This is a genomic window from Halogranum roseipondis (assembly GCF_059695585.1).
Genome location: NZ_CM185235.1, coordinates 1,424,626 through 1,450,686, shown reverse-complemented (window position 1 = coordinate 1,450,686; position 26,061 = coordinate 1,424,626). Strand labels below are relative to the sequence as shown.

Sequence of the window (26,061 nt, the reverse complement as noted above, 5' to 3'; positions counted from 1 at the left end):
AGCGACCGATCGTCGCCGACGGGCCTGCCTCGGCGAGGACCCAGTCGGCGATCGTGTCACTCCGGCGTCGGCGACTCCGCCTCGTAGAGCATCGCCACGTCGTCGGCGTAGCGGTCGAGGATGTGACGGCGCTTCTTCTTCATCGTCGGCGTCAACAGGCCGTTCTCCTCGGTGAACTCCTCGGGGACGACCCGGAACTGCTTGATCTGCTCGTAGGACTCGAAGTTCTCGTTGACGCGGTCGACCTCCTGCTGGAGTCGCTCGCGGACGCGCTCGTCGCGGCACAGCGCCCGACGATCGTCGGGAAGGTCGACCCCCTCGCGGTCGGCCCACTCTCTGATCCCCTCGACGTTCGGGACGAGCAGCGCGCTGACGAACTTCTTGCCGTCGCCGAGCACCAGACACTGCTCGACGAGTTGGTTCGAGGCGAACGCGTCCTCGATGGGGCCGGGGGCGACGTTCTTCCCCGTCGAGAGCACGAGGAGCTGTTTGGCCCGTTCGCGGAACTCGATGTAGTCGTCGGGGCGGCGGTGGACGATGTCGCCGGTTCGGAACCAACCCTCGGTGAAGGACTGCTCGGTCTCTTCGGGCCGGTTCCAGTAGCCCGACGTGACGTTCGGTCCCTTCACGAGGAGTTCGCCAACCTGTCCGACCGCCTCGCGGCGCTGTACCTCACCGACGACGCTCTCGTCGATCTTGACGTCGACGTCGACGACGGGCGGGCCGATGGTGCCGATCTTCGGTGCGTCCGGCGGGTTCGCGGAGATGACGGGGGCGGTCTCGGTGAGTCCGTACCCTTCCAAGATGGGGAGCCCCATCCCGTGGTAGAGCGCACAGAGGTCCGCCGAGAGGCTGCCGCCGCCGCTGATGAAGAGTTCGAGACGGCCGCCGATAGCCTCCCGAACCTGCGAGAAGACGAGGCGGTCGGCGAGTCGGTGTTGGAGCGTCAGCGCCGTCCCCGGGTCGTCGGTCTCGTGGTACGTCTGACCGACGCCGACGGCCCACTCGAAGATACGTTCTCTGACGGGGGACTCGGCGGCCTGTGCCCGGATGGCGTCGTACAGTTTCTCGTACACCCGCGGGACACTGGTAGCGGTCGTCGGCCTGACGAGTTGGAAGTCCTCTCGAAGCGTGTCGGGACTCTCGGCGTAGGCGACGGTGGCTCCCGCAGCGAACATCATGTAGTGGCCGGCGAGTCGCTCGAAGACGTGTGCGAGCGGGAGAAACGACAGCGTCGTCGACTCCGAAGAGATGGACGGTCGGTCGGGGGCGTCCGGCCGTGGGCCGAACCGCCGGTAACACTGGTTCACGTTGGCCCGGAAGTTCCGGTGGGTGAGTTCGACGCCCTTCGGCTGGCCGGTCGTCCCCGAGGTGTAGATGAGACTCGCGAGGTCGTCCACGTCGGGGTCGTCGATCCACGACTCGTAGGCGTCGGGGTCGTAGGCGTCGACGCCGAGTGCGTGGACGTCGGCCAGCGAGTGGATGTCGTCTCGGTCGCGGACCGCCCCGGACATCCCGCTGCCGTCGGGGATCTCGTCGAGGACGACGACGAACTCGAGGTCGAGGTCGTCCTCGACGGCGAGCACCCGCCGGAGACAGTCGGCGTTCTCGACGACGACGCCCGACGCCTCGGGGTCGCCGAGGAGGTACTTCACCTGGCGTTCCGACGAGGAGGTGTAGACGGTGGTGACGACGCCGCCGGCGGCGAGCAGCGCGAAGTCGCACTGTGCCCACTCCATCCGGGTGTGCGAGAAGAGTCCGACGCGGGTGCCGTCGGCGACGCCGAGTTCGCGAAAGCCGGCCGCGAGTCGACGGACGAGCGTCCGCATCTCGTCGTAGGTGAGGTCGGCGTAGTCGCCCGTCGGTGCCGCGGGGACGACGTCGGCGGCGACGAGCGAGCGGTCGTAGACGCCGCCCTTGTACCGCTGGGCGACCCGGTCGGCGTTCCGCTCGACGCTCTCCTCGAACAGCCGAGCGAGCGTCGTCTCCCCGAGCACCTCGCTTTCGTACTCCGTTTCCGCATCCCGCCAGTCCATACCACGGCGCTACGGCGGTCGATTATAAAAAACCGGTCAGAATCGGAGACTCGTTGCCACGAGTTGATCGGGTTACTGGCCCTCTTCCGCCCGGTAGTCCAGATAGCCGAGGACGCCCTTGACGTTCAGTCGCTCCTCGTCACGCGCCTTCCGTTCGCCCCAGACGTCGACCATGTCGGTGTGGTTCCGGAAGTACTCGACGACGGCCCCGTCGTCGCCGAGTTCCTCGCGCTTCTGGCGGACCGCTTCGACCCACTCGACGAGCGTCCGCTTGTACTCGCTCATCAGTCCCTCGTCGAACTCGCGGGGGCCGAAGTGGCCGAAGCAGAGCACGTCGGGGTCGCGGTCGACGATGGTGGAGACGTCGTCGAGACACTGTTCGAGGTCGAACTGCGAGGGCGGGGTGGTCTGGCGGACCGTCCGCTCGCTGGGAACCCAGATCCCCGCGGCGTCGCCCGTGAACAACACGTCGTCGCCGGTGTCGTGGAACATCACCTGGTGGGGGGCGTGGCCGGGCGCGGCGACGACGTCCAACTCCCGGTCGCCGAGGTCGATCGTCTCGCCGCCGTCGACGCCCTCGATGCGGTCCTCGGGGACCGGTCTCGGCTCGGCGTAGAACTCCCACTGGTCGTCGACGGCGGCCTTCGTCCCGGCGACGAGTCGCGAGGGGTCGACGAGATGCGGGACGCCGAGTTCGTGGGTCACGACCGTCGCGTTCGGGTACGCCTCCGCGAGGAAGCCAGCGCCGCCCGCGTGGTCGAGGTGGACGTGCGTCGGGAGGACGTACGCGAGGTCCTCTTCGCCGATGCCGACTTCGTCGAGCGCGTCGAACAGGAGCTCGCGGTTCGTCCCGATGCCGGTGTCGACGACGGCGGGGCGCTCGGCGTCGAGAACGTAGACCGACCCGTACGCCTCGGTGTCGTACATCCCCGTGTCGAGATAGTAGAGGTCGGTACAGTCCGGGACAGATTCGAGGTCGCCGATAGCCATGCGCAGGGAAGCGTCGCGGGCGACGAAAAACGTTCGGGCGACGGCCGACCGTCGGGCGTCGACGACCAGACGTTATTTGTACTCGGCATCGTGAGATGCGACCGCATGCCCGGAGCGGAGGAGGTCGACGTCGCCGACGTGTCGCCGATGGCGTGGCGACTGCTCCGAACTGCCGCCGGGTACGAACAGCGCGAGGTGGAACGCGCACTCGACGACGTCATCCAGGCGCACGTCTCGATGCTAGAGAACGACCGTCGCGGCCTCTCCCGGTCGCGCCGCGAAGCGCTGTTCACCCTCTACACGAGCGAACTCACCGACGAACAGGTGCGTGCACTCGTCGACGCGTTCTGACGCACGCGCCGACCGTCGGTCGGCTTCCGTGACGACCGAAGAACTGTAACGATAATCCCAACCGATGTAAAAACCATTAAGTACGAGAATCGTCCACACTCCCCGTGTATCAATGATACGGGGACTCAGAGAGACGACGCAGGGTCGGCTGCTCGTCTTCGCGGTCGCACTACTCGGCGCGTTGGCCGTCGGTTTCGGCCCCTCACCCGAGGGGCTGTCGCTGAAGGGACAGTACGCACTCGCAACGATGTTCTTCGCGGCGGTGCTGTGGGTGACGGGAGTTATCCCACTCGCGGTGACGGCACTTTCGATACCAGTTCTTTTGACCGCATTCGGCGTCTACAGCGGTATCGATCCGGCGCTGGCCGGGTTCGCGGACCACCTCATCTTCCTGTTCATCGCGGGGTTCATGCTCGCGAACGCGCTGCAGAAGTACGACATCGACCGCCGCATCGCGCTGTGGATCATGAGCACGATGGGCGCGTCGCCCCGGCTGCTCATCCTCTCGATCATGCTGGCGACGGCGATCCTCTCGATGTGGGTGTCGAACACGGCGACGACGGCGATGATGACGCCCATCGCGCTCGGCGTGCTCGCACAGGTGCTCGGCCGCGACGAGGTGAAGTCGGAGGGCGCAGACAAGGAAGCCTTCTCCAACATGCAGATCTCGACGCTGCTCGGCACCGCGTACGCCGCCAGCGTCGGCGGCGTCGGGACGCTCATCGGGACGCCGCCGAACGCGGTCGTCGCGACCCAACTGTCGGCGATGCTCGGCTACGAGATCGGCTTCGCGGAGTGGCTGCTGGTCGGCATGCCGATCGTCGTCATCACGCTCCCGCTGGTGTGGTACGCGCTGACGTTCGTCTTCTTCCCGCCGGAGATCGACGACGTGAGCGGCGCACGACAGGAGGCGCGTCGCTACCTCGAAGAGGAGGGCGACCTCAGTCCGCGCGGCAAGCGCGTGGCGTACATCTTCACCGCGACGGCGGCGCTGTGGGTGCTCGGCGGCCTCGACGGCCTGTTCGAGTGGCTGGCCGGCCTCGCCGGACTGAACGTCCCCGAGACGGTCTGGACGACGCTGTTCGGCGGCGAGGGGCCGACCGTCACCGGCGTCGAGGGCCACCAGGGGCTGCTCTACTACGTGATGGTCGGGCTGTACGCCATTCCGGCGCTCGTCCTCGCCGACACGGTGGAGTGGGAGGACCTCGTCGACATCGACTGGGGGACCATCCTATTGTTCGGCGGCGGTATCTCGCTGGCCGACGCGTTCGCGACGACCGGCGCGACCGAGTGGATCGCGACGACGGTCTTCGGGTCGCTCACCGGCGCACCCATCGTGCTCGTCGTCGCCGCAGTCGTCCTCTTGGTGATCTTCCTGACCGAGATGACCTCGAACACGGCGACGGCGACGATCATCGTCCCCGTGCTCATCGGGATCGGCAGCGTCTTCGCGTCGACGCTCGGCATCTCGGAGGTCGGCTCCGCGGTGTTCCTCTCGGTCAGTGGGGCCATCGCCGCGAGTTTCGCCTTCGCCCTGCCGGTGGCGACGCCGCCGAACGCCATCGTCTTCGGCAGCGGCCACCTGAAGCAAGAGCACATGATGAAAGTCGGCGTCGCGTTGAACCTCGTGATGACGGCCATCCTCACCGGCCTCATCTGGGTGCTGTTCCAGTTCGTCTGGCCGATGTTCCTCTGGTAACTGGTCGTCCGCCCGCCGACGCTCTCCGCTCGACTCAGACGACGGCGTCGAGGATCCGTTCTCCGTGGTTCACCAGCGGTGAGAGGTGACCCTCACCCTCGAAGACCGTGAGGTCGCTCCTCGGCGTCGCTGCGGCGAACCGCTCGACGCTCGCGACGGGGACCGACCCGTCCTGCGCCCCGTGCCAGAACGTCACCGGTGCGTCGAGCGTCGCGGGGCCGAACCCCCACGGCCGGTGCAGAATCGCCCCGTCGTGGGCGGGGCCGCGAGTCCCCTCTCGGAGCGACTCCCGCACTCCGGCGAGCAGCGTCTCCCACACCTCGTCGTCGTCGAGCGCGGAGTCGTCGCCGGCGGCCATCTGTCGGCGCATCCCGGCTCTGAGCGACGCCGGGCGGTGCGCCGCCTGCCAACCGACGAACGCGAACCCCGGCCGAGCGAGCGCCGGGAACCGCGAGAGCGCACCGAACGCGACGCGGCCGAGCGGCCCCCTGTCGGCGAACGAGGGCGGGACCGACGAGTCGACGAGCGCGACGCCAGTCAGCCTGTCGTCGAGCGCGTGAGCGCAGGCCGCCGCGTGGGGGCCGCCCGCGGAGAAGCCGACGACGCCGAACCGCTCGAAGCCGAGGTCGTCGGCGACGGCGACGACGTCGGCGGGCCAGTCGAGCAGTCGGCGGGTCGGCTGGAACGTCGACAGTCCGAACCCGGGGCGGTCGAGCGCGACGAGGCGGACGTTCGCCCGCGCCGCGGCGTCTGCGAGGAGTTCACCGTCCGTGCGTGCACCCGGGAGGCCGTGGAAGAAGAACGCCGGATCGCCGTCGGGAACGCCGAACGTCTCGTAGCCGAGTCGACGACCGTCGGGGAGCGTCGTAGTAGCCATCTGTCACGTCGACGTTCGTCCGGGTGGGTCAAATAGCCACCCACGGCCCGAGACACCGACACACGGATGCGATACGGTTTTCCCGCATCCGACTGAACTTCGAGCAAATGCTACACCGACGATATCTCCGCGAACACCCCGAGGAGGTCCGCGAGAGCCTCGCGAACCGCGGCTACGACGACGTCGACCTCGATCAGATCGTCGCCGTCGACGAGGAGTGGCGGGAGCTGAAGGCGAAAGGTGACGACCTGCGCCACGAGCGCAACCAGGTGTCGAGCGAGATCGGCCAGCTGAAGGCCGACGGGAAGGACGAGGAGGCCGAAGCGGCCATCGCCCGCTCGCAGGAGCTGAAAGAGGACCTGCAGGCGGTCGAGGAGCGCGCCGACGAACTCGAATCGAAACTGGAGGAGGCGCTGTTGGAGATTCCGAACGTCCCCCACGAGAGCGTCCCCGTCGGGGCCGACGAGAGCGACAACGAGGAGCTTCGCCGCGTCGGCTTCGACGACCTGCGCGAGTTGCCCGAGGAGGTCACGCCGCACTACGAGCTGGGCGAGGAGCTCGACATCATCGACGAGGCCCGTGGCGCGAAGACGACGGGGTCGGGCTTCTACTTCCTGAAGGGAGAGGGCGCGATGCTGGAGCACGCGCTCGTGCAGTTCATGCTCGACGTCCACCGCGAGCAGGAGTACGTCGACCTGTTCCCGCCGATCCCGGTGAAGACGACGTCGATGGTCGGCACCGGCCAGCTACCCAAGTTCGCCGAGGACGCCTACCGCATCGGCGGCAGCGAGACCGAGGAGTACGAGGACGACGACCTCTGGCTCTGTCCGACCGCGGAGGTGCCGGTGACGAACATGTACGCCGACGACATCCTGCTGAAGGAGGACCTCCCCCTCAAACACCAGGCGTACACGCCGAACTTCCGGCGCGAGGCGGGCGAACACGGCACCGAGACGCGCGGTATCGTCCGCGTCCACCAGTTCAACAAGGTCGAACTCGTCAACTTCGTCGAACCCGAGGAGAGCTACGACCGCCTCGAGGCGCTGCTCGAAGAGGCGACCGAGGTGCTCGACCGACTCGGCCTCCCCTACCGGATCCTCGACCTCTGTACGGGCGATCTGACGTTCGCGTCGGCGAAGACCTACGACATCGAGGTGTGGGCACCCGGAACGGAGTCGGACGAGGGTCCCGACCGGGGCGGCCGCTGGCTCGAGGTGTCGTCGGCGTCGAACTTCGAGGACTTCCAGGCGCGTCGCGCCGGCCTCCGCTACCGGCCGGAGCGCCACGAGTCCGCGGAGTACCTCCACACGCTCAACGCGTCGGGAACCGCCGTCGGCCGTGTGATGGTCGCGGTCCTCGAGTACTACCAGAACGAGGACGGCACCGTCGACGTCCCGGAGGCGCTCCGGCCGTACATGGGCGGCCGCGAGGTCATCGAGGGCCACGAACCCGTCGGCGAGGCAGCCGTCGGCGCAGGCAAGAAAGAGTAGCCGAGGAGTCCCCGCTCGGAGTACTGCCGACTCCGTTTCGTCTCTCACTGACTGAGAACGAGCAGTCGACTGTACGTTGCTCGACGCCGTAGGGGTCGCTACGAGCACGAGAGTCGACGCACTCGAAGCGACGGTCGCGGTCGTCGTCGGAAGTCTCCTCCTCGTCACCGTCCTCGCGGGCGTCGTCGGAGCGATGTGGCGCATGACATTCTGGGGGTCGATGCACGGGACGGGAGCGACCGGACACTACGGAGACGAACTCGTCGGCCCGGGGTTCGAACTCGGCTTCGGCGTCCCCCTCCTGACCGTCGTCGGCTGGGCGACCCTGGTCGCACTCGCCCTCGGCGGGAGCTACTTCGTCTACCACGAACTGGTGGTGAGACGGCGAGACGAGGCGACTGCCCTCGACGACGACGTCGGTGAAAAGAGACGTCGACCGCTGTGAGCGGTCAGTCGGTGTACGTGCGTAGCTCGGTGATGCGGCCGTCGTCGAACTGGAAGACGTCGACGAAGCCGAACAGTTCGGCCCCACCGTTGGTACACAGCCGCCCACGAACGGCGAGTTCGTCGCTCTCGTCGTCGTCGCGGTAGATCACGTCGACTGCGTGTGAGGTGTCCTCGTGGGGGCGGTCCTCCTCCATGAAGTCGATGAACGACCGACGACTCGTGAACGACTGGTCCGGGCGCGTCTGTTCGAACGATGGCGCGAGGACGACGAGGAGCGCGTCGTAATCCCCCTCGTCGAGCGCGTCGTAGTACGAACGAACGGCTTCGAGGTGACCCATGAGGAAACCCACGCGGCCATCCCCCTTGATTGTCACCCACGAACGGACCGCTTTTGTCGCCTCACCGCCTCCTGACCGACGTGGACCTGCACATCCGCTACGAGGGCGACGACGACCCCGAGAAGTGCACGGCGCGTCGCCTCACGAAGTTCGACCTCGCCGAACTCCACGAGTCGCACCGCGCGACGCCCTACGGGGTCGTGTTGAACCCCCACGCCGAGCGGGCGCTGTCGCCGGCGGACGACACGGAGACGCTCGTCGCACTCGACTGCTCGTGGGAGTCGGCCGGCGAGGCACGGTTCTCGTTACCCGGCGACCACCGGGCGCTCCCGTACCTCGTCGCCGCCAACCCCGTCAACTTCGGGCGACCGATGAAACTCACGACGGTCGAGGCGATGGCCGCCGCGCTCGCCATCTTCGGCGAGTGGGAGCACGCCGAGGAACTCCTCTCGAAGTTCAGCTGGGGACACACCTTCCTCGAACTGAACGAGGAACCGTTGCGACGCTACTCGGAGTGTGAGGACTCGACGGAGGTCGTCGCGGTCCAGCAGGAGTATCTCGACCGCGGAGAGTAGTCTCAGCCCTTTATCCAGCCACCCAACGCGCCAGCGACGGCGCTGTCGATCGCGAACAGCAGCGTCACGAAGACGCCGACGACCAACACGCCCGCGCCGCCGAGGAACCCGCCGATCGGACCGGCGCCGAGCCCGAGCGCGCCACCGAGCAGCGCGAGGACGAGCGTCAGCACGATGCCCGTGATAGAGCCCGCGAGCAGGCCGTGCCACGCACCGTTGCCGATCCCGCCACCGGCGAGGTAGCCTGCGGCGAATCCGCCGAGCAGTCCCGCGCCGATCTGGCCGACGAGCGGGAGTTGGAGGCCGATCGCGCCGACGACGAGCAGTACCACGAAGCCGACGCCGACCGCACGCCAGTCTGTCATGGCTGGACGTAGGCGACGAACCCGAATAAATCGTGTGGCGCGATAGGAAACTGCCGTGGCGCGAGCGTTCGGGCCGGTTCCGGAGTCACGGACGGAAGCGACACGAAACACGTTGGGTTCGGGATGGTTCGCAGTTGAGCGACCTACCGCGCGAGGGACGCTCGGCGTTCACACCGGAACGGAGATCACTTCACGAACTTCAGCAGGTCGTCGCGCTTCGCCTCGTGGAAGTGGTGTCGCAGCGTCTCCTTCAGCGGCTCTATCCGGCCCTTCTTGGCGACGATGGGCGCGATGGTGTCGTCCTGCCACTGCTTCCAGGGTGGGTAGAGCCCGAGTCGGTCACAGAGGTCGTTCAGCCGTTCGTCCTTGTCGTCGACCTTGTCCATCTTGTTGACGGCGACGACGGTCGGAATCCCCAGTTCTTCGAGGAAGTAGAACAGCTCGACGTCGTGAGGGATCTCGTCCTCGCCGGAGTGGCGGTCGATGATGTCGACGACGCTCTTGCCGTCGACGACGAGCACGCCCACGAGGATCTCCTCGGCGTGCTCCTCGATGTAGCGGACGATCTCGGTCTTGATCGCCTCGCGGTGCTCCTCCTCGACGCCGGACATGAAGCCGAACCCCGGCAGGTCGGTGAACATGAAGCTCTCGCCGGCCCAGTCGAAGTGGTTGGGTTGCCGGGTGACGCCGGGTTTCTTCCCCGTGTTGAACGTGTCGTGGCCGGTCAACTCGCGCATCAGCGTCGACTTGCCGACGTTGGAGCGCCCGACGAAGACGACCTCCGCATCCCTGTTCGGGCGGTCTTCGAACATACCCTCGCTACTCCGTGAGGCGGGATAAGGGCCGCGGGACGCGACGCCGCCGCTCGACGGCGTCCCGAGCAGTCCCGGCCCGACGAACACGCCGCAGCTATAGTAGCTCGTGCAACTGTCCACTCGCCCGACCGCACGCTGTCGTGCGGTCGGGTGAGTGATGACTTGCACTCGTTACTATATTTGTGCGAGAGCGCGTGACTCCGCGTATGGACAAACAGGCGCTCCGCGAGCGCATCTGGGACGAGTTGGAGGAGAGCGGCGAGGCACGGTTCCCGTTTCCGCCCCACGGACGCATCCCGAACTTCGCCGGCGCGAGCGAGGCGGCCGACCGGCTCGCCGACACCGACGCGTGGCGGGCCGCCGCGGTGCTCAAGGCGAACCCCGACGCGCCGCAGCTGCCCGTCCGCCGTCGCGCGCTCCACGAGGGGAAGGTGGTCTACATGGCCCAGCCGCGGCTCCGCGACGAGAAGCCGTTCATGAAGCTCGACCCCGCGAACATCGACGCGGAGAGTCTCGACGACGCGGCCACCGTCTCGAAGATGGACGGCTACGCCGAACCGGTCGGGCCGGACGAGATGCCGCACGTCGACCTCGTCGTCTCCGGCAGCGTCGCCGTCACGGAGCGGGGGGCGCGCGTCGGCAAGGGCGAGGGGTACAGCGACCTCGAGTTCGCCGTCCTCGCGGAACTCGGCGCTGTCGACGTCGAGACGACCGTAGCGACGTCTGTTCACGAGCGACAGGTCGTGGCCGAAGCCGACGCGCCGGCCCCCGAGGCTCACGACGTGCCGATGGATCTCGTCGTCACGCCGGAGCGACTCGTCCGCACCGACTCGCCGTCCTCGCGACCGACCGGAATCGACTGGGACCTGCTCGACGCGGAGCGGCGTGAGGAGATCCCCGTCCTCGCACAGTTCGTACCGTAGGTCGGAGACGGCACGTCCATCCAGAGGAACTTTCCCCTCGCCGGATGAGGAGAGAGTGTGCGACTCGTTGAAGTGATGATCCCGGCGGGCAAGCGCGAGACGGTTCTCGACGTCCTCGACGACGAAGAGATCGACTACGCGCTCACCGACGAGGACAGCGGACGAAAGTACACCGCAGTCGTCCGATTTCCGCTCCCCGTCGGTGCGGTCGAACCCGTGCTGGAGAAACTCCGTGAGGCGGGCATCGAACGCGACGCGTACACGGTCATCATCGACGCCGAGACGGTGGTCTCGAAGCGGTTCGAGCGACTCGCCGAACGGTACGAGGAGTCCGACGAGGGGAACGGCGACCGCATCGCCCGCGAGGAGCTCGTCGCCCGCGCGGAGGACCTCGCGCCGAGACGGTGGACGTTCATCATCATGACGTCGATCAGCTCGATCGTCGCCACTGCGGGGCTGCTGTTGGACTCGCCGGCCGTCGTCGTCGGGTCGATGGTCATCGCGCCGCTCATCGGTCCGGCGATGGCGACGAGCGTCGGGTCGGTGCTCGACGAGGACGAACTGTTCGTCCGTGGGGTCCGACTACAGGTGCTCGGGGGCGTGCTCGCGGTCGCCGCCGCCGCCGTCTTTTCGTGGCTACTCAAGTTCAGCGGGGCGATCCCGCTGACGGCGGGGGAGGTGTTCGCCATCGGCGAGGTGCGCGAGCGCCTCGCGCCCGACGTGCTCTCGCTGGCCGTCGCCCTCGGTGCGGGCGTCGCGGGCGCGCTCAGCCTCTCCTCGGGGGTCTCGGCGGCCCTCGTGGGCGTGATGATCGCGGCCGCCCTCGTCCCGCCGACGGCCGTCGTCGGCATCGGACTCGCGTGGGGGGAGCCACAGACCGTACTGGGCGCGGCCGTCCTCGTGCTCGTGAACTTCCTGTCGGTCAACTTCGCCGCACTCGCCGTCCTCAGCTACCAGGGCTACCGTCCGTTCCAGTGGTTCCGACAGGACGAGGCGACCGAGTCGACGTGGCGACGCATCGCCAGCATCGGCGTCGTCCTGCTCGTGCTCTCGGCGTTCCTCGGCGGCGTGACGTTCACCACCCTCCAGACCTCGCAGTTCGAAGACGACACACGCGACGCCATCCAGAACGTCACTTCGGGGGCCGACGTTCGACTGCTCTCTATCGACTACGTCTACGGCGACTTCCCGGTTCGCCACCCACAGCAGGTGACCGTCACGGTAGGCTACCCACCGACTGAGACGCCGCCGTCGCTCAAGTCGGAACTCGAACGCCGGATCAACGCCGCCTACGAACCGCCGTTCGGCCTCGACGGAGACCACCACGTCGAGGTCGAAGTCCGCTACGTCGCCGTCGAGTGAGGCCAGACGGCGTGTGGCGTGGCGAGCCGAGACAGAAGACATCTGTGATCACTCTCGAGCCGTGAAACGATGTCGACCGACAGGTCCTCGCGTCGCGGGTTCCTCGCACTCGTCGGGAGTGCGGCGGCCGCCGGCTGTGCGACGCTCCCCTCCTCCGACGACTCGACGGCGACGACGTCACCACCGACGAGCGCACCGCTCGGCGACGCTCCGCCGGCGGGGTCGTGGCCGACGCTCGGTCGCGACGCCGCCCGGACCGGGTTCGACCCGACAACGCGACCTCGAGTCGGGGCAGCGAGTGTGGGGGACCGAACTCTACGACGAGGTCGACGGGAGCGGACGCCCCACCCTCGTCGACGGCGCGTTTCTGGTCTGCTACGTCGTCGACGGGCGCGTGACCCTCACCGCGCTGGACACCGAGTCGGGCGACCGCCGCTTGGCGACTCGCGCGTCACGCCGTCGGCGCAGGCGGGCCGGTCTCCTCGAACGGGTGGCTCACGTTCGTCACGCGGACGACGGAGCGCGGCGGCGACCGCTGGACGGACGAACCCGCCGAGACGACGAGTTCGCTGTACGGGTTCTCGGCGTCGGCCACGGACGATACGTGAAACCGATCTTTGCGCTTAGCGCGCATTGAATATCGCGGCCGTCGAATAGTTCTCATGCGACCGTTACTTCCCGTCGTGTTCGCCGCGATGCTCCTCCTGGCAGGCTGTGTCGCTCCACTACAGACAGACGGCGGCGTCTCCGCCGGTTCAGACGACTCGGAGACACCTCCGAGCATCTCCGTCTCGGGGACCGGAACCGCCGCCGCCGACGCCGACCTCGCGGTCGTCTCGGTGTCCGTGACCGCCCTCGAGGCCGACGCGGAGTCCGCCCGCGCCCGCGTCGCCGAGGACTCTCGAGCGCTGTTCGAGGCGCTGACGGACGCCGGCGTCGACACCGACGAGGCGGTGCGGACCACCGCGTTCCGCATCTCGCCGGAGTACGACTTCCGCGAGGGCGGCCGTGAACTGCTCGGCTACCGCGCCGTCCACGCCTACGAGATAGAGGTCTCACCCGACCAGGCTGGCACGGTCGTCGACGCCGCGGTCGGTGCGGTCTCCGGCGACGGTGAGGGTGACGCCGAGGACGGCATCGTCGTCGACGGCGTCCAGTACACGCTGACCGAGGAGACCCGCGCCGAGGTTCGCGCCGAGGCGCTCGAGAAGGCCGTCGACGCCGCCCGTGCCGACGCCGACACCGTCGCCGGCGCGGCAGGTGTGAGCGTCGGCGACGTCCGCACCATCTCGGTCGGTGCCGACTTCGACCCGTTCCCGCAACCGCGCTTCGCCGCGGAGGCCGCCGACAGCGGGTCGACGGTGCTGCAACCCGGTCCGGTCGAGGTGACCGCGACGGTCACCATCAGCTACGACGTCGAGTAGGCGCACGACCGCCGTCGACACTCGCTCCCGCTGACACTCGCTGGCTCTCCACGTTCGTCACCCGGTCGGTGACCGACCCATCCGAACGGACTCACGGGTCGCGAGACCGGCGATCCATCGGTCCTCTTTTGTTAGGTTGCTGACTCCCTGTACACGATATGCAGATAGGAACGGACACCCTCCTCTTCGCGCTGCTCGTGATGCTGTTCGGCGGGTTCGGTCAGTTGAGCAATACCGGGCTGTTCGACGGAGACACCGGTCTCTACGTGATGGTCGTCGGGCTGTTCGTCGGTCTCCTCGGCTTCTGGCAGTCTGCGAGAGAAGTAGTCAGCGAGTAACCGGTTACGCCTGTCGCGACGGCGGGATGTCCGGTTCGAAGCCGACCGCCTCGACCGCGAGATCCAACACGCCGTCGACGTTCTCGCCTTCGGTGACGCTCATGTAGGCGTCGGCGTCGACGTCGCGGGAGCGGTCGCTCTTGTTGCAGACGGTGAGCACGGGGATGTCGCGCTCGGCGAACCGCTTCTCGACGGCGTCGCGGAGTTCGAGCTGTGCCGCAAGCGGGTAGCCGCAGTCGCCGCTCGGGTCGACGAAGAACAGCACCGTGTCGGCGAGATGCTCGATGGCGCTGACGGCCTGTCGCTCGATGTCGTTGCGGTCCTCCTCGGGCCGGTCGAGCAGCCCCGGCGTGTCGATGATCTGATAGCGGATGCGGTCGCGCTCGAAGTGACCGATCTGGACGCCCTTCGTCGTGAAGGGGTACTCGGCGATCTCGTTCGACGCGCGGGTGACCGCGTTGACGAACGAGGACTTGCCGACGTTCGGGTAGCCGGCGACGACGATGGCCGGTTCGTCCGGGCGGATGTCGGGCAGGTTCTTCAGCGCGTCGCGCGCCTCGCCGATGCGGAGCAGGTCGTCTTCGACCTCCTCGACGACGTCTGCCATCCGGGCGAACGCCTGTTTGCGGTGTTTGCGACCCGTCTCGAGGTTGGCGTTGCGGAGTTTCGACTGGTACTCGCTGCGGAGTTCCGATATCTGTCGGCTCGCCCACATCACCTCGGAGAGGCTCCGGCGCAGGTCGTCGACGTCGACGATGGCGTCGGCCAGTTCGTAGTAGAACTGGTCGACGAGACTGAAGTCCGGCCACGCGACCGCGACGTTCTCGAGGTTGTCCGAGAGGATGTTCGACGCAGTGATCAGCATCGACTCCTGGGCCTCGAGACCGCTCTTGGCTCGTCCGGCCCGCGACGCCCGCGAGAACGCCTTGTCGATGAGCTCCTCCGACCGGGGCGTGGTCGGCAGGTTCTCGAAAATCATATACACCAGTTCGTCGTCCGAGCGTAAAAGCCCGTTCGTTTGTCGACGCGCCCGATTTCGTGTGGAAGAGGCTGTCACACGAGGGTCGGCGCGACGCGGCTACACCACCAAGTTGACGGGTTCCTCGCGACGCCGGAACCGCTCGACGTTCGTCCGCACCAACTCGGCGACGTCGCGGTGGTAGTCCCGCGTCTGTGCGCCGGCGTGCGGTGTCACGACGACCTCCTCGCGGTCCCACAGCGGCGACTCCGAACGCAGGGGTTCGGACTCGAAGACGTCCAGCGCCGCACCCGCGATCGCAGACGCATCGAGCGCGTCGATCAGCGCCGACTCGTCGACGACGGCCCCGCGCGCGACGTTGACGAGGTAGGCGTCCTCGCGCATCGTCTCGAACTCCGGCGCGCCGAACAGCCCCTCGGTCTCCGGGGTGAGCGGCGTCGCCAGCGCGACGAACCGGGCGTCTTCGATGGCCTCGTGGAGGTTCTCGGTGGCGTAGACTTCCCGGACGCCCGGCACCGGGTCGGCCGAGCGGCGGACGCCGACGACGTCCATCCCGAGCGCGTCGGCCCGCTCGGCGATCCCGCGGCCGAGCGTCCCGAGCCCGACCACACAGAGGCGCTCACCGTCGAGCGTGAACGGTTCCTCGTAGGGGAGGTTGCGCCACTCGTGGTCGGTCTGTGCGTCGCGGTAGACGTGGAGGCGACGCGCGAACGAGAGCAGGTAGCCGGCGACCGTCTCGCCGATGGCCGTCCCGTGGATGCCGGTGCTGTTGGTCAGCGTCACGCTCGCCGACTCGTAGGCGTCGAGGTCGAACTCGTCGTAGCCCGCCCGGATGCAGTGGACCCAGTCGGCGTCGCGGAACCCCGGTCCGGGACCGAACGCGACGACGCCGTCGCCGGGGCCGAACGTCGTCTCGTCGTCGGCGACCTCGACCGCGACGTCGAGGTCGGCCAGTTCGTCGAGCAGGAGCTGTGGCGGGAAGACGATGCCGACGGAGTCGTGGACGAGCAGTCGATCGAGCTGCATGCGAGTCGATGCGGGGAGCCACCTCAAGGAGATTGCGACTCCGGGGTGGAGCGTCGGACGCGCGGCTCACGAGTGTCGAGAGGGCGGCTCGGGAAAGTCCATCGTCACAAGGGGCTCGGTGGGGGTAACTGTCGTCACGGCCGCCCTAGAGGGGCTACTGCGCGGCGGCTTTTGACGGTTGCCATCGCCGGTCGACCGGTTCCGTCGAGAGCGACGAAAGCGTTCGGACAGTCGATTCGTCTCCTCTCGGTGGGTTGTCAGAATCGGCGTGCTGAATAGAGAGGGTATCTACAGCAAAGTAGTAACCTGACAATACATAATACAGTTCCGACAAATGAATGTACTGTGGTTGACTCTACGTGAAAGGGTCGCTCAGCCTGGCCAGAGCGCCCACCATTGCGGTGGGTGGCCTGAAAGATGGCCACGATGGTTCAAATCCATCCCCTTTCGTTCTGTTTCCCCTTCTGAACTTCGTTAGTGTAAAGAAGAAGCTCAGTGACCGACTTGCGCGCTCTCTCAACACACCGACTTCGAAAGCTAAACGACGTGTGGCGTCGGAAAAGTACGGAAACTTGCGCTAATTACTGTCGAGGTTGCTGTCGTCCCACGTCGCCATCCGCCGGTGCTCGGCGGCGATCTCGGCCACTTCGTCGGCGTCGAGCACGCCCGACTCGGTGACGACGCCGGCGACGAGGTCGCCCGGCGTCCGGTCGAAGGTGGGGTTGCAGACGTCGACGTCGCGGTCGCCCGCGTACACCTCGTCGTCGGCGCCGAACTCGGGGTGGAAGTCGTCGCCGGAGCTGATCTTGTCGCGGGCGGTGACGACGTAGAGAGGGACGTCCGCCCGCGCCGCGGCCAGCGCGAGCAATCGCGTGCCGACCTTGTTGGCGACGGTCGCGTCGGCGAAGACGGTGTCCGCGCCGACGACCGCCGCGTCGACGGACCCCTCGGCGAGCACGTAGCCAATCGCGGCGTCGGTGGTGAGCGTCACGTCGACTCCGGCACGGGCGAGTTCGTCGGCGACGTCGACGCCCTCACGGGCGGGGCGGGACTCGGCGACGACGACGCGGTCGGGTCGCGCCGAGAGCAGCGCGTCGAGCACCGTCCCCGAGCGCGACAGCGTGAGGACGGTCCCCGAGAGCGACTCTGCGGCGTTCGCGGCCGCCTGCTCGTCGGCGCGAACGGCGTCGTCGACGGCGGCCTGCGCCCGGTCGCGCACCGCCTCGGGGGTGTGACTCGCTTCGGTCGCCTCGCTCATCACCCGGTTGACCCGGTTGGCGAGGGCGGCCATGCTCGGGCGAGCGTCCCGGAGGTCGCGGGCGACGGTCGCCACGGCCGCCCAGTCGTCGGCGACGGCCGCCCGGTCGCGGAGCACTTCGAGTGCCCGCACAGAGACGTACGCCGACCCGTGGGTCTCGTCGTCCCGGACGTCGTCGTCGACGGTCGGCGCGACGGCCTCGTACGCCGCCCAGAGCGCGGGGACCGTCTCCCGGGCGAGGACGGCCGGCGGGTGGACCCACTCCGCCTCGATCAGTTCGTCGTTCAGCGTGAGTTCGCCCTCGCCGCTCCACTCGAAGAGGAGGGGGTGGACCGTCCACTCGCGGTCGCCGTCGACCACGCCGAGAGGGTCGCCCGTCCGGACGAGCGTCGCGTCGAGCACGCCGATCTCCTCGGCGAGTTCGCGTCGGGCGTCGGCCAGTGCGTCGTCCGGATCGCCCTCGACGTAGCCGGAGACCCCACCCCAACGACCGGGGTACGTCCCGACTGCGTCGCTCCGGCGGACGAGGAGGACGCGACCCCGGTGGCGGAGAAAGGCGGTGACGACGTCGACCATGGCCCTCCTTGGCCGCCGGGCACAACGACTTTTGCGGTGCTGAGCGGAGACCGGAGTATGGAACTGGCGCTCATCAGCGACACGCACGTCCCGGGTCGAGCCACCGAGATACCCGACTGGGTACGTCGGCGAGTCGAGGCCGCGGACCACACCGTCCACGCCGGCGACTTCGACTCGCCGGAGACGGTCGAACTGGTCGAGTCGCTCGCCGACGGGAACCTGACCGCCGTCGGCGGCAACGTCGACGGCGGCGACGTCGACCTCCCGGAGGTCGCGACGCTCACCGTCGAGGGGGTCACGTTCGTCGTCACCCACGGCACCGGATCGCGAGCGGGGTACGCGAAGCGCGTCGCCGGCATCGTCCGCAGCAAAGCCGGGCCGGACGCCGTCGGCGTCGCCGGCCACACCCACGAACCGATGGACGACGTCGTCGAGGACGTCAGACTGCTGAACCCGGGGACGGCGACGGCTGCGAACCCGGACGACGAGGCGACGATGATGACGCTCGGCGTCGACGACGGCGCGTTCACCGTCCACCTCCACCGCGAGTGAGCGTCCGGCGACGTCGACACCGGTTCCCTTCGCCACCTTCGGCGGCCTTTTGAGCGCACGTCACACATCCTCGGTATGGAACTGTTCGCCGTCCCGGACCTCCCGGAGATCCGCCCGGGAGACGACCTCGGGGCACTCATCCGCGAGCGGGTCGACCTCCGCGCCGACGACGTGGTCTGCGTCGCCTCCACCGTCGTCTCGAAGGCCGAGGGTCGACAGGCAGATCTCGACGATTTCCCGGCAGGGCCGCGGGCGACGGAGGTCGCTGCTCGCCTCGGCGAGATCGCCGGCGAGGAGAAAGACCCCCGGTTCGCACAGGCAGTGCTCGAAGAGAGTACCGAGCTCATCATGGAGGCACCGTTCCTCCTGACCGAGAGCAGGTTCGGCCACGTCGGCGTCAACGCGGGGATCGACCGCTCGAACGTCCCGGACGCCGATCTCCTCTTGCTCCCGAAGCGACCGACCCGGAGCGCCGACCGCATCCGACAGGAGCTCCCGGCCGACAGCGTCGTCGTCACCGACACCTGCGGTCGGCCGTTCCGTCACGGCCAGCGCGGCGTCGCGATCGGGTGGGCGGGGATCTCGGCGAGTCGCGACTGGCGCGGCGAGACCGACCGCGACGGGCGGGAACTCGGCGTCACCGTCCAGAACGTCGTCGACGAACTCGCCGCCGCGGCCAACCTCGTCGCCGGCGAGGGAGCGGGCGGGACACCCGTCGTCGTCGTCCGCGACTTCGAGTTCGGCGAGCACGCCGGCAGCGACAACCACTTCCGCGACGTCGAGAGCGACTTCGTCCGACAGGCACTGCGCGAGTGGGAGTACGAGGGATGATGTTCGGCGTCGAACTCACCCCCGAACATCCCGTCTCGCGGCTGACCGACCTCGGCGTGCGGGCCGAGGAGGAGGGGTACGACGCACTGTTCACGAGCTGTCACTACAACAACCGCGACCCCTTCGCCGCCCTGACGAGCATCGCCGCAGCGACCGACGAGATCCGACTCGGGCCGGGCGTCGCAAACCCCTACGAGACCCACCCGGTGACGCTCGCCTCGAAGGTCGCGACGCTCGCGGAGACGAGCGACGGGCGGGCCGTCTTCGGCATCGGTCCCGGCGACCCCTCGACGCTCCGGAACCTCGGGTTAGAGGACCAGCGCGGCCTCCGACCGGTCATCGAGGCGTTCAAGACGGCCCGGAAGCTCTGGGCGGGCGAGCGCGTCGACGTCGACGGGACGTTCACTGCCCGTGACGCCGGACTCAACTACGACCCGCCGGGCGAGATCCCGGTCTACGTCGGCGGCGAGGGACCGCACATGTGCCGGATGGCCGGCAAGCACGCCGACGGCCTGCTGTTCAACGGGTCGCACCCCGACGACCTCGCGTGGGCACGCGAGCAGGTCGAACAGGGGAAAGAAGACCGTCTCGACCACTTAGGCGAGTTCGACCTCGCCGCCTACGCCTCGGTCAGCGTCGCCGAAGACGGCGAGGCCGCCCGCGAGGCCGCCCGGCCACCGGTGGCGTTCATCGCCGCGGGTGCCGCCCCGCCCGTGCTCGCCCGTCACGGTATCGACGAGGACCTGGCGAGCGACATCGGCGAGAAGATCAGCGCGGGCGACTTCTCGGAAGCGTTCGGCCTCGTGACGCCCGCGATGGTCGACGCGTTCTGTATTGCCGGCACTGTCGAGGAGGTCGGCGAGAGAATGGCGGCGGTGCGAGAACACGCAGACAGTCTCGTGGTCGGGTCGCCGCTCGGCCCCGACCTCGAAGAGGCCGTTACTCTTGCTGCGGCGGCTTCCCGGCTTCGAAGCTGACGACGCCGCCGAACAGTTCGGCGACCGCGCCGAGCACGAGGTAGCCGAAGAAGGCGACCGAGATGCCGACGAGGATACTGCCGGAGACGAACGCGAAGATGGACAGCGGGTCGCCGCCGGCGACGACGTCGAACAGGAAGATCCGAACGAGGTCGACCACGCTCGTCAGCAACTGTGCGATGAACTCCGTGACTGAGACCATGTCTGGCCCTTTGCAGTAGGGGTACTTGTGTGTTCGTGGTTGACGTGGACACTGAAGGGCTTGACCGAATGGCGAGACAGTAAGTGCCGTTTGGTGAGGGCCTACCGTCCTACGTAACTGCTAAACCCAGACGCCGACAGGACGAACTATGGACGAGGACCGGTCGCTGGACGACTTCGTGGAGAGCGACGCCGACGAAACCGGAGAGGACGAGAGCGAGAAGCAGTCACAGACCGAACCGGCCACGCCGACCTACCGCTTCGCGCCGGACGGCGTCGCCTGCGACGCCTGTGACGCCACGGTGCAGAAGCGCTGGCAGGACGACGGGCGGTTCGTCTGCGCCGACTGCAAGGAGTGGTAGCTACTCCGAGTCGTCGAGGTCGTCCGCGTCGTCCCGCCGCCTCTCACCGGCGTCCGTCGTCCGCTCGTCTCTCCCCATCTCCTTGCGAATCGTCGACAGCTCGTCCTCGATCTCGTCGTCCGTCCGCAACTGCGCGAGTTCCGCCTCGAGGTCCTCGTCGTCGTCGAAGACGCCGCGCTCCTCTAACTCTTCGAGCGCCGCGGCGCGAGCCTCGCGCTCGTCGATCTCCTCGGCGGCGGCGTCGGCGTAGCGACCGGCCTCGCCGCCGACGTCGCCGACGCCGCCCTTCGCCGCGAGGTCGGCGCAAGCGGCCGTCTCGCGGGCCGCAGTCCGAGCACGTTCGGCGCGGTAGTGGTCGACCCGACGTTCCAGCTCCTCGCTCCGCTCGACGAGTTCCTCCTGGGCGTCGGCGAGGTCGGCGATCTGTTCCTCGAGGTCCTCCAGGTCGCTCAACTCGCGCTGTTTCTTCCGGAGCAGCTCGCGGGCGAGGTCGTCGCGGCCCGCGGCGACCGCCTCGCGGGCCTGCTCGTTTCGCTCCTCGATCCGCTCCTGCAGTCGGTCGCGCCGCTGCTCCAGTCGTTTCTTCTCGGTGACGAGGTCGAGGATCGCCTCCTTGACGCGCCGCAGTTCGTCGCGGAGGCGTTCGACGGCGTAGTCTGCGCTCTCGGCGTCGTCTTCGAGGCGGTCGAGGAGGGCGTTCACGCGGGTGTTCAACAGGTCGGTGGTCCGGTCGGTGAGACCCATGCTTCGAGATAGCCGTCGCAGAACTTAGCAGTTGTCCGAGACGTGGAGCGCGCGAGGCGGAGAGCGGGTCATCCGAGGCGCGTCTCACCGCGGCCGAACCCCGTCGCCAGCGTCTCCTCCTCGATAGAGAGCACCGTCGGCCGCCCGTGCGGACAGGCGAACGGCTGTTCGCACTCGCCGAGGCGGCCCAGGAGGTCGGCCGCCGTCTCGCCGTCGAGCGTGTCGCCGGCCTTCAGCGACGGGTGACAGGCGAGGTCCTTCAGCAACTCGTCGCGGGCGTCCTCGGGGTCGTCGCCGGCGCGGAGGGCGTCGACGGCGTCCCGGAACGCCGAGACGTCGGCCACGCGACCGAGCGGGGCCGGGAGCCCCGTCACTCGATGCGTCCCGCCGCCGAACGTCGAGAACTCGAAGCCGAGTCGCGCGAGCGTCTCGCGTTCGTCGTCGGCGACGGCAGCCTCGGCGGGTGACAGCGAGACGGTCTCGGCGGGGTCGACGAGCGCCGAGTCGACCGGCGAGTCCGCCAGCGCGGCCTGCAGACGTTCGTAGTTGATGCGCTCGTGGGCCGCGTGCTGGTCGACCACGAGCAGGTCGTCGTCGGCCTCACAGAGCAGGTAGAGCGTCCGAAATTGGCCGATGACGGTTACCTCGTCGAACAGCGAATCACCCTCCACACGTTCGAGCGTCGCCTCGAGATCCATCGCCACCTCGCCGCTCTGCCGGAGGTCGGCTGTCGTCAGCGCCTCGTGGACCGCTTCCTCGACGGCAGACTCGACTGCGTCGCCGTCGACGAACGCCACCTCGTCCTTCGAGGGGTGGACGTTGGCGTCGACCAGGGTGGGCGAGAGCGACACCGAGACGACGGCGATCGGTTCGCGGCCCGAGGGGAGCAGCGTCCCGTACCCCGAGACGACGGCGCGCTTCAGCCCCGCGTTGCCGACGACCCTCCCGTTGACGGCGGCGTGGACGTGGTCGCGTCGGGAGCGCGTCACCGAGGGGTAGACGAGCAGTCCCAACACGGAGAGCGAGCGCACTTCGCCGTCGATCTCGACGTCTTCCTCGCGGTCGAACGTCGTGCTCTGGCCGGCGACGGTGCGGTCGTAGACGCCGAGGACGGCGTCGGTGTAGCTCCCGGATCCGGGCGTAGAGAACACGTCGCGGCCGTCGTGACGCAGCCGGAACCGGACGTCGGGGCGGACGAGCGCGTACCGGGAGACGACGTCGCTGATTCGGCCGAACTCGGTGTTCGAAAGCGACTTCCGGCGGGCGGGCCGGTTGTGGAACAGCGCTCGGACCTCGACGGTCGTCCCCGTCGCCCGGCCCGCGGGCGACGTGGTCGTCTCACCGTTCTCGACGACGACTCGCGTCCCGCGCGGGCCGCCGTCGTTCGTCGTCACGTCGAGCGTCGCGACGGCAGCGACGCTCGGCAGCGCCTCGCCCCGGAAGCCGAGCGTCGAGACGCGCTCGATGTCGTCGCTCCCGCTCAGCTTGCTCGTCGTGTGGTGGTCGACGGCGAGTTCGGCGTCCGCCTCGGACATCCCGTGACCGTCGTCGGCGACTTTCAGCCGCTCGGTGCCGTCGCCGTCGACCTCGACGGTGACGCTCCCCGCGCCGGCGTCGAGGCTGTTCTCGACGAGTTCCTTCACGACGCTCGCCGGGCGGGTGACCACCTCGCCCGCGGCGATGCGTTCGACCGTCTCGCTGTCGAGTCTCCTAACTGTCATCGAGTATGTTCTTGAGGTCGTTCAGCGTGGTGAGCGCCTCCAGCGGCGTCGTCTGGGCGACGTCGACGGCGTCGAGTTCGGCGACGACCGCTTCGAGGACCGCCTCGCGTCCGTGTCGCGGTGTCTCGGCCCCGTCGCCGTTGCCCCCACCGGCGCCGTTCGTCAGCGTCGTCTGCCGCCCGGCCTCTTGGGCACCCACCTCGCGTCCGTTCGACCGTGGTTGGGGCCGCGGCGACTTGCCGGTTTCGTCCGGCGAACCCTCGTCGTCGGCCGGCGCGTCCTCCTCGTCGCTGCCTTCCGTATCGGTTCTGCCGTCCGCATCGCTCCCCCCGCTCTCGCTCTCGACCAGTTGCTGTGAGCGAGCGACGACTCGGTCGGGGACGCCCGCCATCCGTGCGACCTCGACGCCGTACGACGAGGAGGACGCGCCGGGTTCGACGCGGTGGAGGAACGTCACGTCGTCGCCGTCGCTCTCCGCCGTGAAGTGGAGGTTGAACACGTCCTCGCGCTCGTCGGCGACGGCCGTGAGCTCGTGGTAGTGGGTCGCAAACAGCGTGTACGCGCCGACCTCGTCGTCGACGAACTCCGTCGTCGCGCGGGCGATGGCCCGACCGTCCGCCGTCGAGGTGCCGCGACCGACCTCGTCCAGGAGGACCAGCGAGTGCTCGGTCGCGCCGTGGAGGATGTCGGTCAGTTCGGCCATCTCGCGCATGAACGTCGACTGGCCGCCCGCGATGTCGTCGCTCGCGCCGACGCGGGTGAACACGCGGTCGACGACCGGGAGCCGTGCGGCGTCGGCCGGGACGAAACTCCCGGTCTGCGCCAGCACGACGATCAGCGCGACCTGCCGCATGTACGTCGACTTCCCGGACATGTTCGGGCCGGTGACGACGGCGACGTCCCCCGCGTCGCCGCCGAGTCGGGTGTCGTTCGGGACGAACTCCGACTGCGTGCGCTCGACGACGGGGTGGCGACCACCCTCGACGTGGATGCCGCGCTCTCCCTCCGCGTGGAACGTCGGGCGGACGTAGTCGTTGTCGACGGCGACGGCCGCGAGCGTCGCGAGCACGTCCAACTCGGCGAGTGCGGCGGCGACCGCCTGCACCCGGTCGGCCTCGGCGGCGACGTCGCTCCGGACGTCGGTGAACAGCTCGTACTCCAACTTGTCGGCGCGCTCTGCGGCCCCCAGGATCTCGTCCTCCCGCCGTTTGAGTTCGGGCGTGTAGAACCGCTCGGAGTTCTTCAGCGTCTGCCGACGCTGGTAGTCGTCCGGGACCCGATCGAGGTTGGGGTTCGTCACCTCGATGTAGTAGCCGTGGACCTGGTTGTAGCCGACGTCTAACGAGTCGATCCCCGTCCGCTCGCGCTCGCTCGCCTCCAGGTCGGCGACCCACTCGCGACCCTCCCGTTCCGTCCGCCGGAGGTCGTCCAGTTCGTCGTCGAACCCCTTGCGGACGACGCCGCCCTCCGTGATCTCGACGGGCGGGTCCTCGGCGACGGCGCGGTCGATCAGCTCGCGGACGTCCGCGAGTTCGTCGAGCGCGTCGCGGAGTTCGCGGAGTCGCTCGGCGTCGACGTCGTTCAGTTCGGCTCTGAGCTCGGGGACGACGTCGAGCGTCGTCTTCAGCGAGCGCAGGTCGCGGGCGTTCGCCCGACCGCGGGAGACCCGCGCGACGAGTCGCTCGACGTCGTAGACGTCTTTGAGCCGGTCGTGGACCGCCTCGCGGACGAGCGGCGTCTCGACGAACGCCGCGACGGCGTCGTGCCGCGCCGCGATACGGTCGCGGTCAACGAGCGGCCGGCGGAGCCACTGGGTCAGTTCCCGACGACCGAGCGCACAGGCGGTGTCGTCCAGCACGTCGACGAGCGCGTGGCCCGAACTCGCGCCACGGGTCTCGAACAGTTCGAGACTCCGCAGCGCCGTCGCGTCGAGCCGGAGCGACTCTCGCGGGTCGTAGCGCGTCACCCGCGAGACGTAGTCCAGCCGTTCGTCGCCCTGGGTGTACTCGGCGTAGGCGAGCAGACCGCCGCACGCCCGGAGTTCGGCGTCGTTGGCGACGACGGCCGCCGGGGAGGGGACGTACCCGGCGAGCGTGTCGCGAGCAGAGTCACGGGCGAAGGAGTCGGCGTCGAAGTCGGTCACCATCGCCCCGGCGGCGACGGCGTCGGGGTCGAAGGCGTCGGCGTCGACGTCAGGCCCGAAGAGCAGCTCGGCGGGGGCGACGCGTTCGAGTTCCTCCGCGATCCGCGTTCGGTCGCCGCTCGTGACGAGACACTCGCCGGTGGAGACGTCGACTGCCGCGAGAGAGAACAGGTCGTCCTCCGGCTCTCGCGTGAGCGCCGCGACGTAGTTCGTCGTCCCCGCCGACAGCAGTTCCTCGTCGACGACGGTTCCCGGCGTGACGATCCGAGTCACCGCCCGGTCGACGAGACCCGACGCCTCCTCGGCGTCCTCCACCTGGTCGGCGACGGCGACGCGGTAGCCGGCGTCCAGGAGGCGTTCGACGTAGGAGGCGGCGTTGTCGATGGGGACGCCCGCCATCGGGTAGGTGCCCGTCGAGTCCTCGCGTTTGGTGAGCGTCACCTCGCAGATGCGTGCGACGGCCGCCGCCGCGTCGCAGAACGCCTCGTAGAAGTCGCCCACCTGGAAGAGCACGAGCGACTCCTCGTACTCCTCACAGAGAGCGAGATACTGCGACATCATCGGGGTGAGGTCCTCGCGGACGGCGACCATCTTCTCGGGTGGGCCGGTCACCGAAGTCATGTCCGAACGGGGGTGACGAACGGGCTTAAGCGACCGGGAA

27 protein-coding genes and 1 tRNA gene are annotated in these 26,061 nt (G+C 68.5%); 14 read left to right on the top strand and 14 right to left on the bottom strand.

Translation table 11 applies throughout. The features are described from left to right. Positions 1-56 precede the first annotated feature (56 nt). Both EOHIBHHM_RS07775 and EOHIBHHM_RS07770 read right to left on the bottom strand, forming a co-directional pair. Positions 57-2,036 carry an AMP-dependent synthetase/ligase gene (locus EOHIBHHM_RS07775; protein ID WP_497256208.1) on the bottom strand — a complete coding sequence of 660 codons (1,980 nt, stop codon included), beginning with the start codon at positions 2,034-2,036 and terminating at the stop codon, positions 57-59. A 72-nt stretch (positions 2,037-2,108) separates the two neighbouring features. Next, positions 2,109-3,026, bottom strand: a complete 918-nt coding sequence (locus EOHIBHHM_RS07770; protein WP_497256206.1) for an MBL fold metallo-hydrolase — start codon at positions 3,024-3,026, stop codon at positions 2,109-2,111. A gap of 105 nt (positions 3,027-3,131) precedes the next feature. Between EOHIBHHM_RS07770 and EOHIBHHM_RS07765 the strand changes: the two genes are divergently transcribed. Then, positions 3,132-3,377 carry a DUF8599 family protein gene (locus EOHIBHHM_RS07765; RefSeq protein ID WP_497256204.1) on the top strand — a complete coding sequence of 82 codons (246 nt, stop codon included), beginning with the start codon at positions 3,132-3,134 and terminating at the stop codon, positions 3,375-3,377. A 112-nt stretch (positions 3,378-3,489) separates the two neighbouring features. After that, positions 3,490-5,076: an SLC13 family permease gene (locus tag EOHIBHHM_RS07760; RefSeq protein ID WP_497256202.1), complete on the top strand. Its 1,587-nt coding sequence runs from the start codon at positions 3,490-3,492 to the stop codon at positions 5,074-5,076. A 34-nt stretch (positions 5,077-5,110) separates the two neighbouring features. Here the strand turns inward: EOHIBHHM_RS07760 and EOHIBHHM_RS07755 are convergent, their stop codons facing one another. Then, complete coding sequence (locus EOHIBHHM_RS07755) at positions 5,111-5,953, bottom strand: alpha/beta fold hydrolase (protein ID WP_497256200.1); 843 nt, start codon at positions 5,951-5,953, stop codon at positions 5,111-5,113. Between the two features lie 107 nt (positions 5,954-6,060). Here EOHIBHHM_RS07755 and serS point away from each other — a divergent pair, with 107 nt between their 5' ends. Further along, complete coding sequence (serS, locus tag EOHIBHHM_RS07750) at positions 6,061-7,443, top strand: serine--tRNA ligase (RefSeq protein WP_497256198.1); 1,383 nt, start codon at positions 6,061-6,063, stop codon at positions 7,441-7,443. Between the two features lie 76 nt (positions 7,444-7,519). Continuing rightward, the gene (locus tag EOHIBHHM_RS07745) at positions 7,520-7,888 is read left to right on the top strand and encodes a hypothetical protein (RefSeq protein ID WP_497256196.1); all 369 of its coding nucleotides are present in this window, start codon (positions 7,520-7,522) and stop codon (positions 7,886-7,888) included. Positions 7,889-7,892: 4 nt separating this feature from the next. On the opposite strand, the gene EOHIBHHM_RS07740 is transcribed toward EOHIBHHM_RS07745, so the two are convergent. After that, positions 7,893-8,228: a nuclear transport factor 2 family protein gene (locus tag EOHIBHHM_RS07740; protein ID WP_497256194.1), complete on the bottom strand. Its 336-nt coding sequence runs from the start codon at positions 8,226-8,228 to the stop codon at positions 7,893-7,895. Between the two features lie 80 nt (positions 8,229-8,308). Between EOHIBHHM_RS07740 and EOHIBHHM_RS07735 the strand changes: the two genes are divergently transcribed. Beyond that, positions 8,309-8,803 carry a DUF367 family protein gene (locus EOHIBHHM_RS07735; protein ID WP_497256192.1) on the top strand — a complete coding sequence of 165 codons (495 nt, stop codon included), beginning with the start codon at positions 8,309-8,311 and terminating at the stop codon, positions 8,801-8,803. A gap of 2 nt (positions 8,804-8,805) precedes the next feature. Here EOHIBHHM_RS07735 and EOHIBHHM_RS07730 read toward each other — a convergent pair whose 3' ends face one another. Both EOHIBHHM_RS07730 and engB read right to left on the bottom strand, forming a co-directional pair. Next, positions 8,806-9,168 (bottom strand): DUF5518 domain-containing protein, encoded by a 363-nt coding sequence (locus EOHIBHHM_RS07730; RefSeq protein ID WP_497256190.1) that lies wholly within the window; start codon positions 9,166-9,168, stop codon positions 8,806-8,808. Positions 9,169-9,353: 185 nt separating this feature from the next. Then, the gene (gene engB / locus EOHIBHHM_RS07725; RefSeq protein ID WP_497256188.1) at positions 9,354-9,980 is read right to left on the bottom strand and encodes a GTP-binding protein EngB; all 627 of its coding nucleotides are present in this window, start codon (positions 9,978-9,980) and stop codon (positions 9,354-9,356) included. 209 nt (positions 9,981-10,189) lie between these two features. Here engB and EOHIBHHM_RS07720 point away from each other — a divergent pair, with 209 nt between their 5' ends. Both EOHIBHHM_RS07720 and EOHIBHHM_RS07715 read left to right on the top strand, forming a co-directional pair. Continuing rightward, positions 10,190-10,906: a 5-formyltetrahydrofolate cyclo-ligase gene (locus tag EOHIBHHM_RS07720; protein WP_497256186.1), complete on the top strand. Its 717-nt coding sequence runs from the start codon at positions 10,190-10,192 to the stop codon at positions 10,904-10,906. 57 nt (positions 10,907-10,963) lie between these two features. Continuing rightward, on the top strand, positions 10,964-12,268 hold the full coding sequence (locus EOHIBHHM_RS07715; protein WP_497256184.1) for a TIGR00341 family protein: 1,305 nt from the start codon (positions 10,964-10,966) through the stop codon (positions 12,266-12,268). 451 nt (positions 12,269-12,719) lie between these two features. On the opposite strand, the gene EOHIBHHM_RS07710 is transcribed toward EOHIBHHM_RS07715, so the two are convergent. After that, positions 12,720-12,902 (bottom strand): hypothetical protein, encoded by a 183-nt coding sequence (locus tag EOHIBHHM_RS07710; protein WP_497256182.1) that lies wholly within the window; start codon positions 12,900-12,902, stop codon positions 12,720-12,722. A 28-nt stretch (positions 12,903-12,930) separates the two neighbouring features. Between EOHIBHHM_RS07710 and EOHIBHHM_RS07705 the strand changes: the two genes are divergently transcribed. Continuing rightward, entirely contained in the window at positions 12,931-13,692 is a 762-nt protein-coding gene (locus tag EOHIBHHM_RS07705; protein WP_497256180.1) for an SIMPL domain-containing protein, read from the top strand. A gap of 158 nt (positions 13,693-13,850) precedes the next feature. After that, entirely contained in the window at positions 13,851-14,030 is a 180-nt protein-coding gene (locus tag EOHIBHHM_RS07700; protein WP_497256178.1) for a hypothetical protein, read from the top strand. A 4-nt stretch (positions 14,031-14,034) separates the two neighbouring features. On the opposite strand, the gene EOHIBHHM_RS07695 is transcribed toward EOHIBHHM_RS07700, so the two are convergent. Both EOHIBHHM_RS07695 and ddh read right to left on the bottom strand, forming a co-directional pair. Then, positions 14,035-15,009 carry an NOG1 family protein gene (locus EOHIBHHM_RS07695; protein WP_497256176.1) on the bottom strand — a complete coding sequence of 325 codons (975 nt, stop codon included), beginning with the start codon at positions 15,007-15,009 and terminating at the stop codon, positions 14,035-14,037. Between the two features lie 99 nt (positions 15,010-15,108). Then, on the bottom strand, positions 15,109-16,035 hold the full coding sequence (ddh, locus tag EOHIBHHM_RS07690; RefSeq protein ID WP_497256174.1) for a D-2-hydroxyacid dehydrogenase: 927 nt from the start codon (positions 16,033-16,035) through the stop codon (positions 15,109-15,111). Between the two features lie 361 nt (positions 16,036-16,396). On the opposite strand from ddh, the gene EOHIBHHM_RS07685 reads away from it, so the two are divergent. Beyond that, positions 16,397-16,485 (top strand) — tRNA-Gln (locus EOHIBHHM_RS07685). A gap of 127 nt (positions 16,486-16,612) precedes the next feature. Here EOHIBHHM_RS07685 and EOHIBHHM_RS07680 read toward each other — a convergent pair. Continuing rightward, positions 16,613-17,869 (bottom strand): eIF2B alpha/beta/delta subunit family protein, encoded by a 1,257-nt coding sequence (locus EOHIBHHM_RS07680; protein ID WP_497256172.1) that lies wholly within the window; start codon positions 17,867-17,869, stop codon positions 16,613-16,615. A 57-nt stretch (positions 17,870-17,926) separates the two neighbouring features. Between EOHIBHHM_RS07680 and EOHIBHHM_RS07675 the strand changes: the two genes are divergently transcribed. The 3 genes from EOHIBHHM_RS07675 to EOHIBHHM_RS07665 all read left to right on the top strand — a co-directional run bounded on the left by EOHIBHHM_RS07675 (position 17,927) and on the right by EOHIBHHM_RS07665 (position 20,229). Beyond that, positions 17,927-18,421 (top strand): metallophosphoesterase family protein, encoded by a 495-nt coding sequence (locus EOHIBHHM_RS07675; protein WP_497256170.1) that lies wholly within the window; start codon positions 17,927-17,929, stop codon positions 18,419-18,421. A gap of 75 nt (positions 18,422-18,496) precedes the next feature. Then, the gene (locus EOHIBHHM_RS07670) at positions 18,497-19,252 is read left to right on the top strand and encodes a coenzyme F420-0:L-glutamate ligase (RefSeq protein ID WP_497256168.1); all 756 of its coding nucleotides are present in this window, start codon (positions 18,497-18,499) and stop codon (positions 19,250-19,252) included. Then, positions 19,252-20,229 carry a 5,10-methylenetetrahydromethanopterin reductase gene (locus tag EOHIBHHM_RS07665; RefSeq protein WP_497256947.1) on the top strand — a complete coding sequence of 326 codons (978 nt, stop codon included), beginning with the start codon at positions 19,252-19,254 and terminating at the stop codon, positions 20,227-20,229. The genes EOHIBHHM_RS07670 and EOHIBHHM_RS07665 overlap by 1 nt, the downstream gene beginning before the upstream one ends. Here EOHIBHHM_RS07665 and EOHIBHHM_RS07660 read toward each other — a convergent pair. Next, positions 20,192-20,431: a DUF8024 family protein gene (locus EOHIBHHM_RS07660; RefSeq protein ID WP_497256166.1), complete on the bottom strand. Its 240-nt coding sequence runs from the start codon at positions 20,429-20,431 to the stop codon at positions 20,192-20,194. The genes EOHIBHHM_RS07665 and EOHIBHHM_RS07660 overlap by 38 nt on opposite strands. 148 nt (positions 20,432-20,579) lie before the next feature. Here EOHIBHHM_RS07660 and EOHIBHHM_RS07655 point away from each other — a divergent pair, with 148 nt between their 5' ends. After that, positions 20,580-20,792 (top strand): DUF7573 domain-containing protein, encoded by a 213-nt coding sequence (locus EOHIBHHM_RS07655; RefSeq protein WP_497256164.1) that lies wholly within the window; start codon positions 20,580-20,582, stop codon positions 20,790-20,792. On the opposite strand, the gene EOHIBHHM_RS07650 is transcribed toward EOHIBHHM_RS07655, so the two are convergent. The 3 genes from EOHIBHHM_RS07650 to mutS all read right to left on the bottom strand — a co-directional run bounded on the left by EOHIBHHM_RS07650 (position 20,793) and on the right by mutS (position 26,021). Next, entirely contained in the window at positions 20,793-21,536 is a 744-nt protein-coding gene (locus tag EOHIBHHM_RS07650) for a PspA/IM30 family protein (RefSeq protein WP_497256162.1), read from the bottom strand. 68 nt (positions 21,537-21,604) lie between these two features. Beyond that, positions 21,605-23,257, bottom strand: a complete 1,653-nt coding sequence (mutL, locus tag EOHIBHHM_RS07645) for a DNA mismatch repair endonuclease MutL (protein WP_497256160.1) — start codon at positions 23,255-23,257, stop codon at positions 21,605-21,607. After that, positions 23,247-26,021, bottom strand: coding sequence for a DNA mismatch repair protein MutS (gene mutS / locus EOHIBHHM_RS07640; RefSeq protein ID WP_497256158.1), 2,775 nt, complete (start codon positions 26,019-26,021; stop codon positions 23,247-23,249). The genes mutL and mutS overlap by 11 nt, the downstream gene beginning before the upstream one ends. Positions 26,022-26,061: the final 40 nt, after the last annotated feature.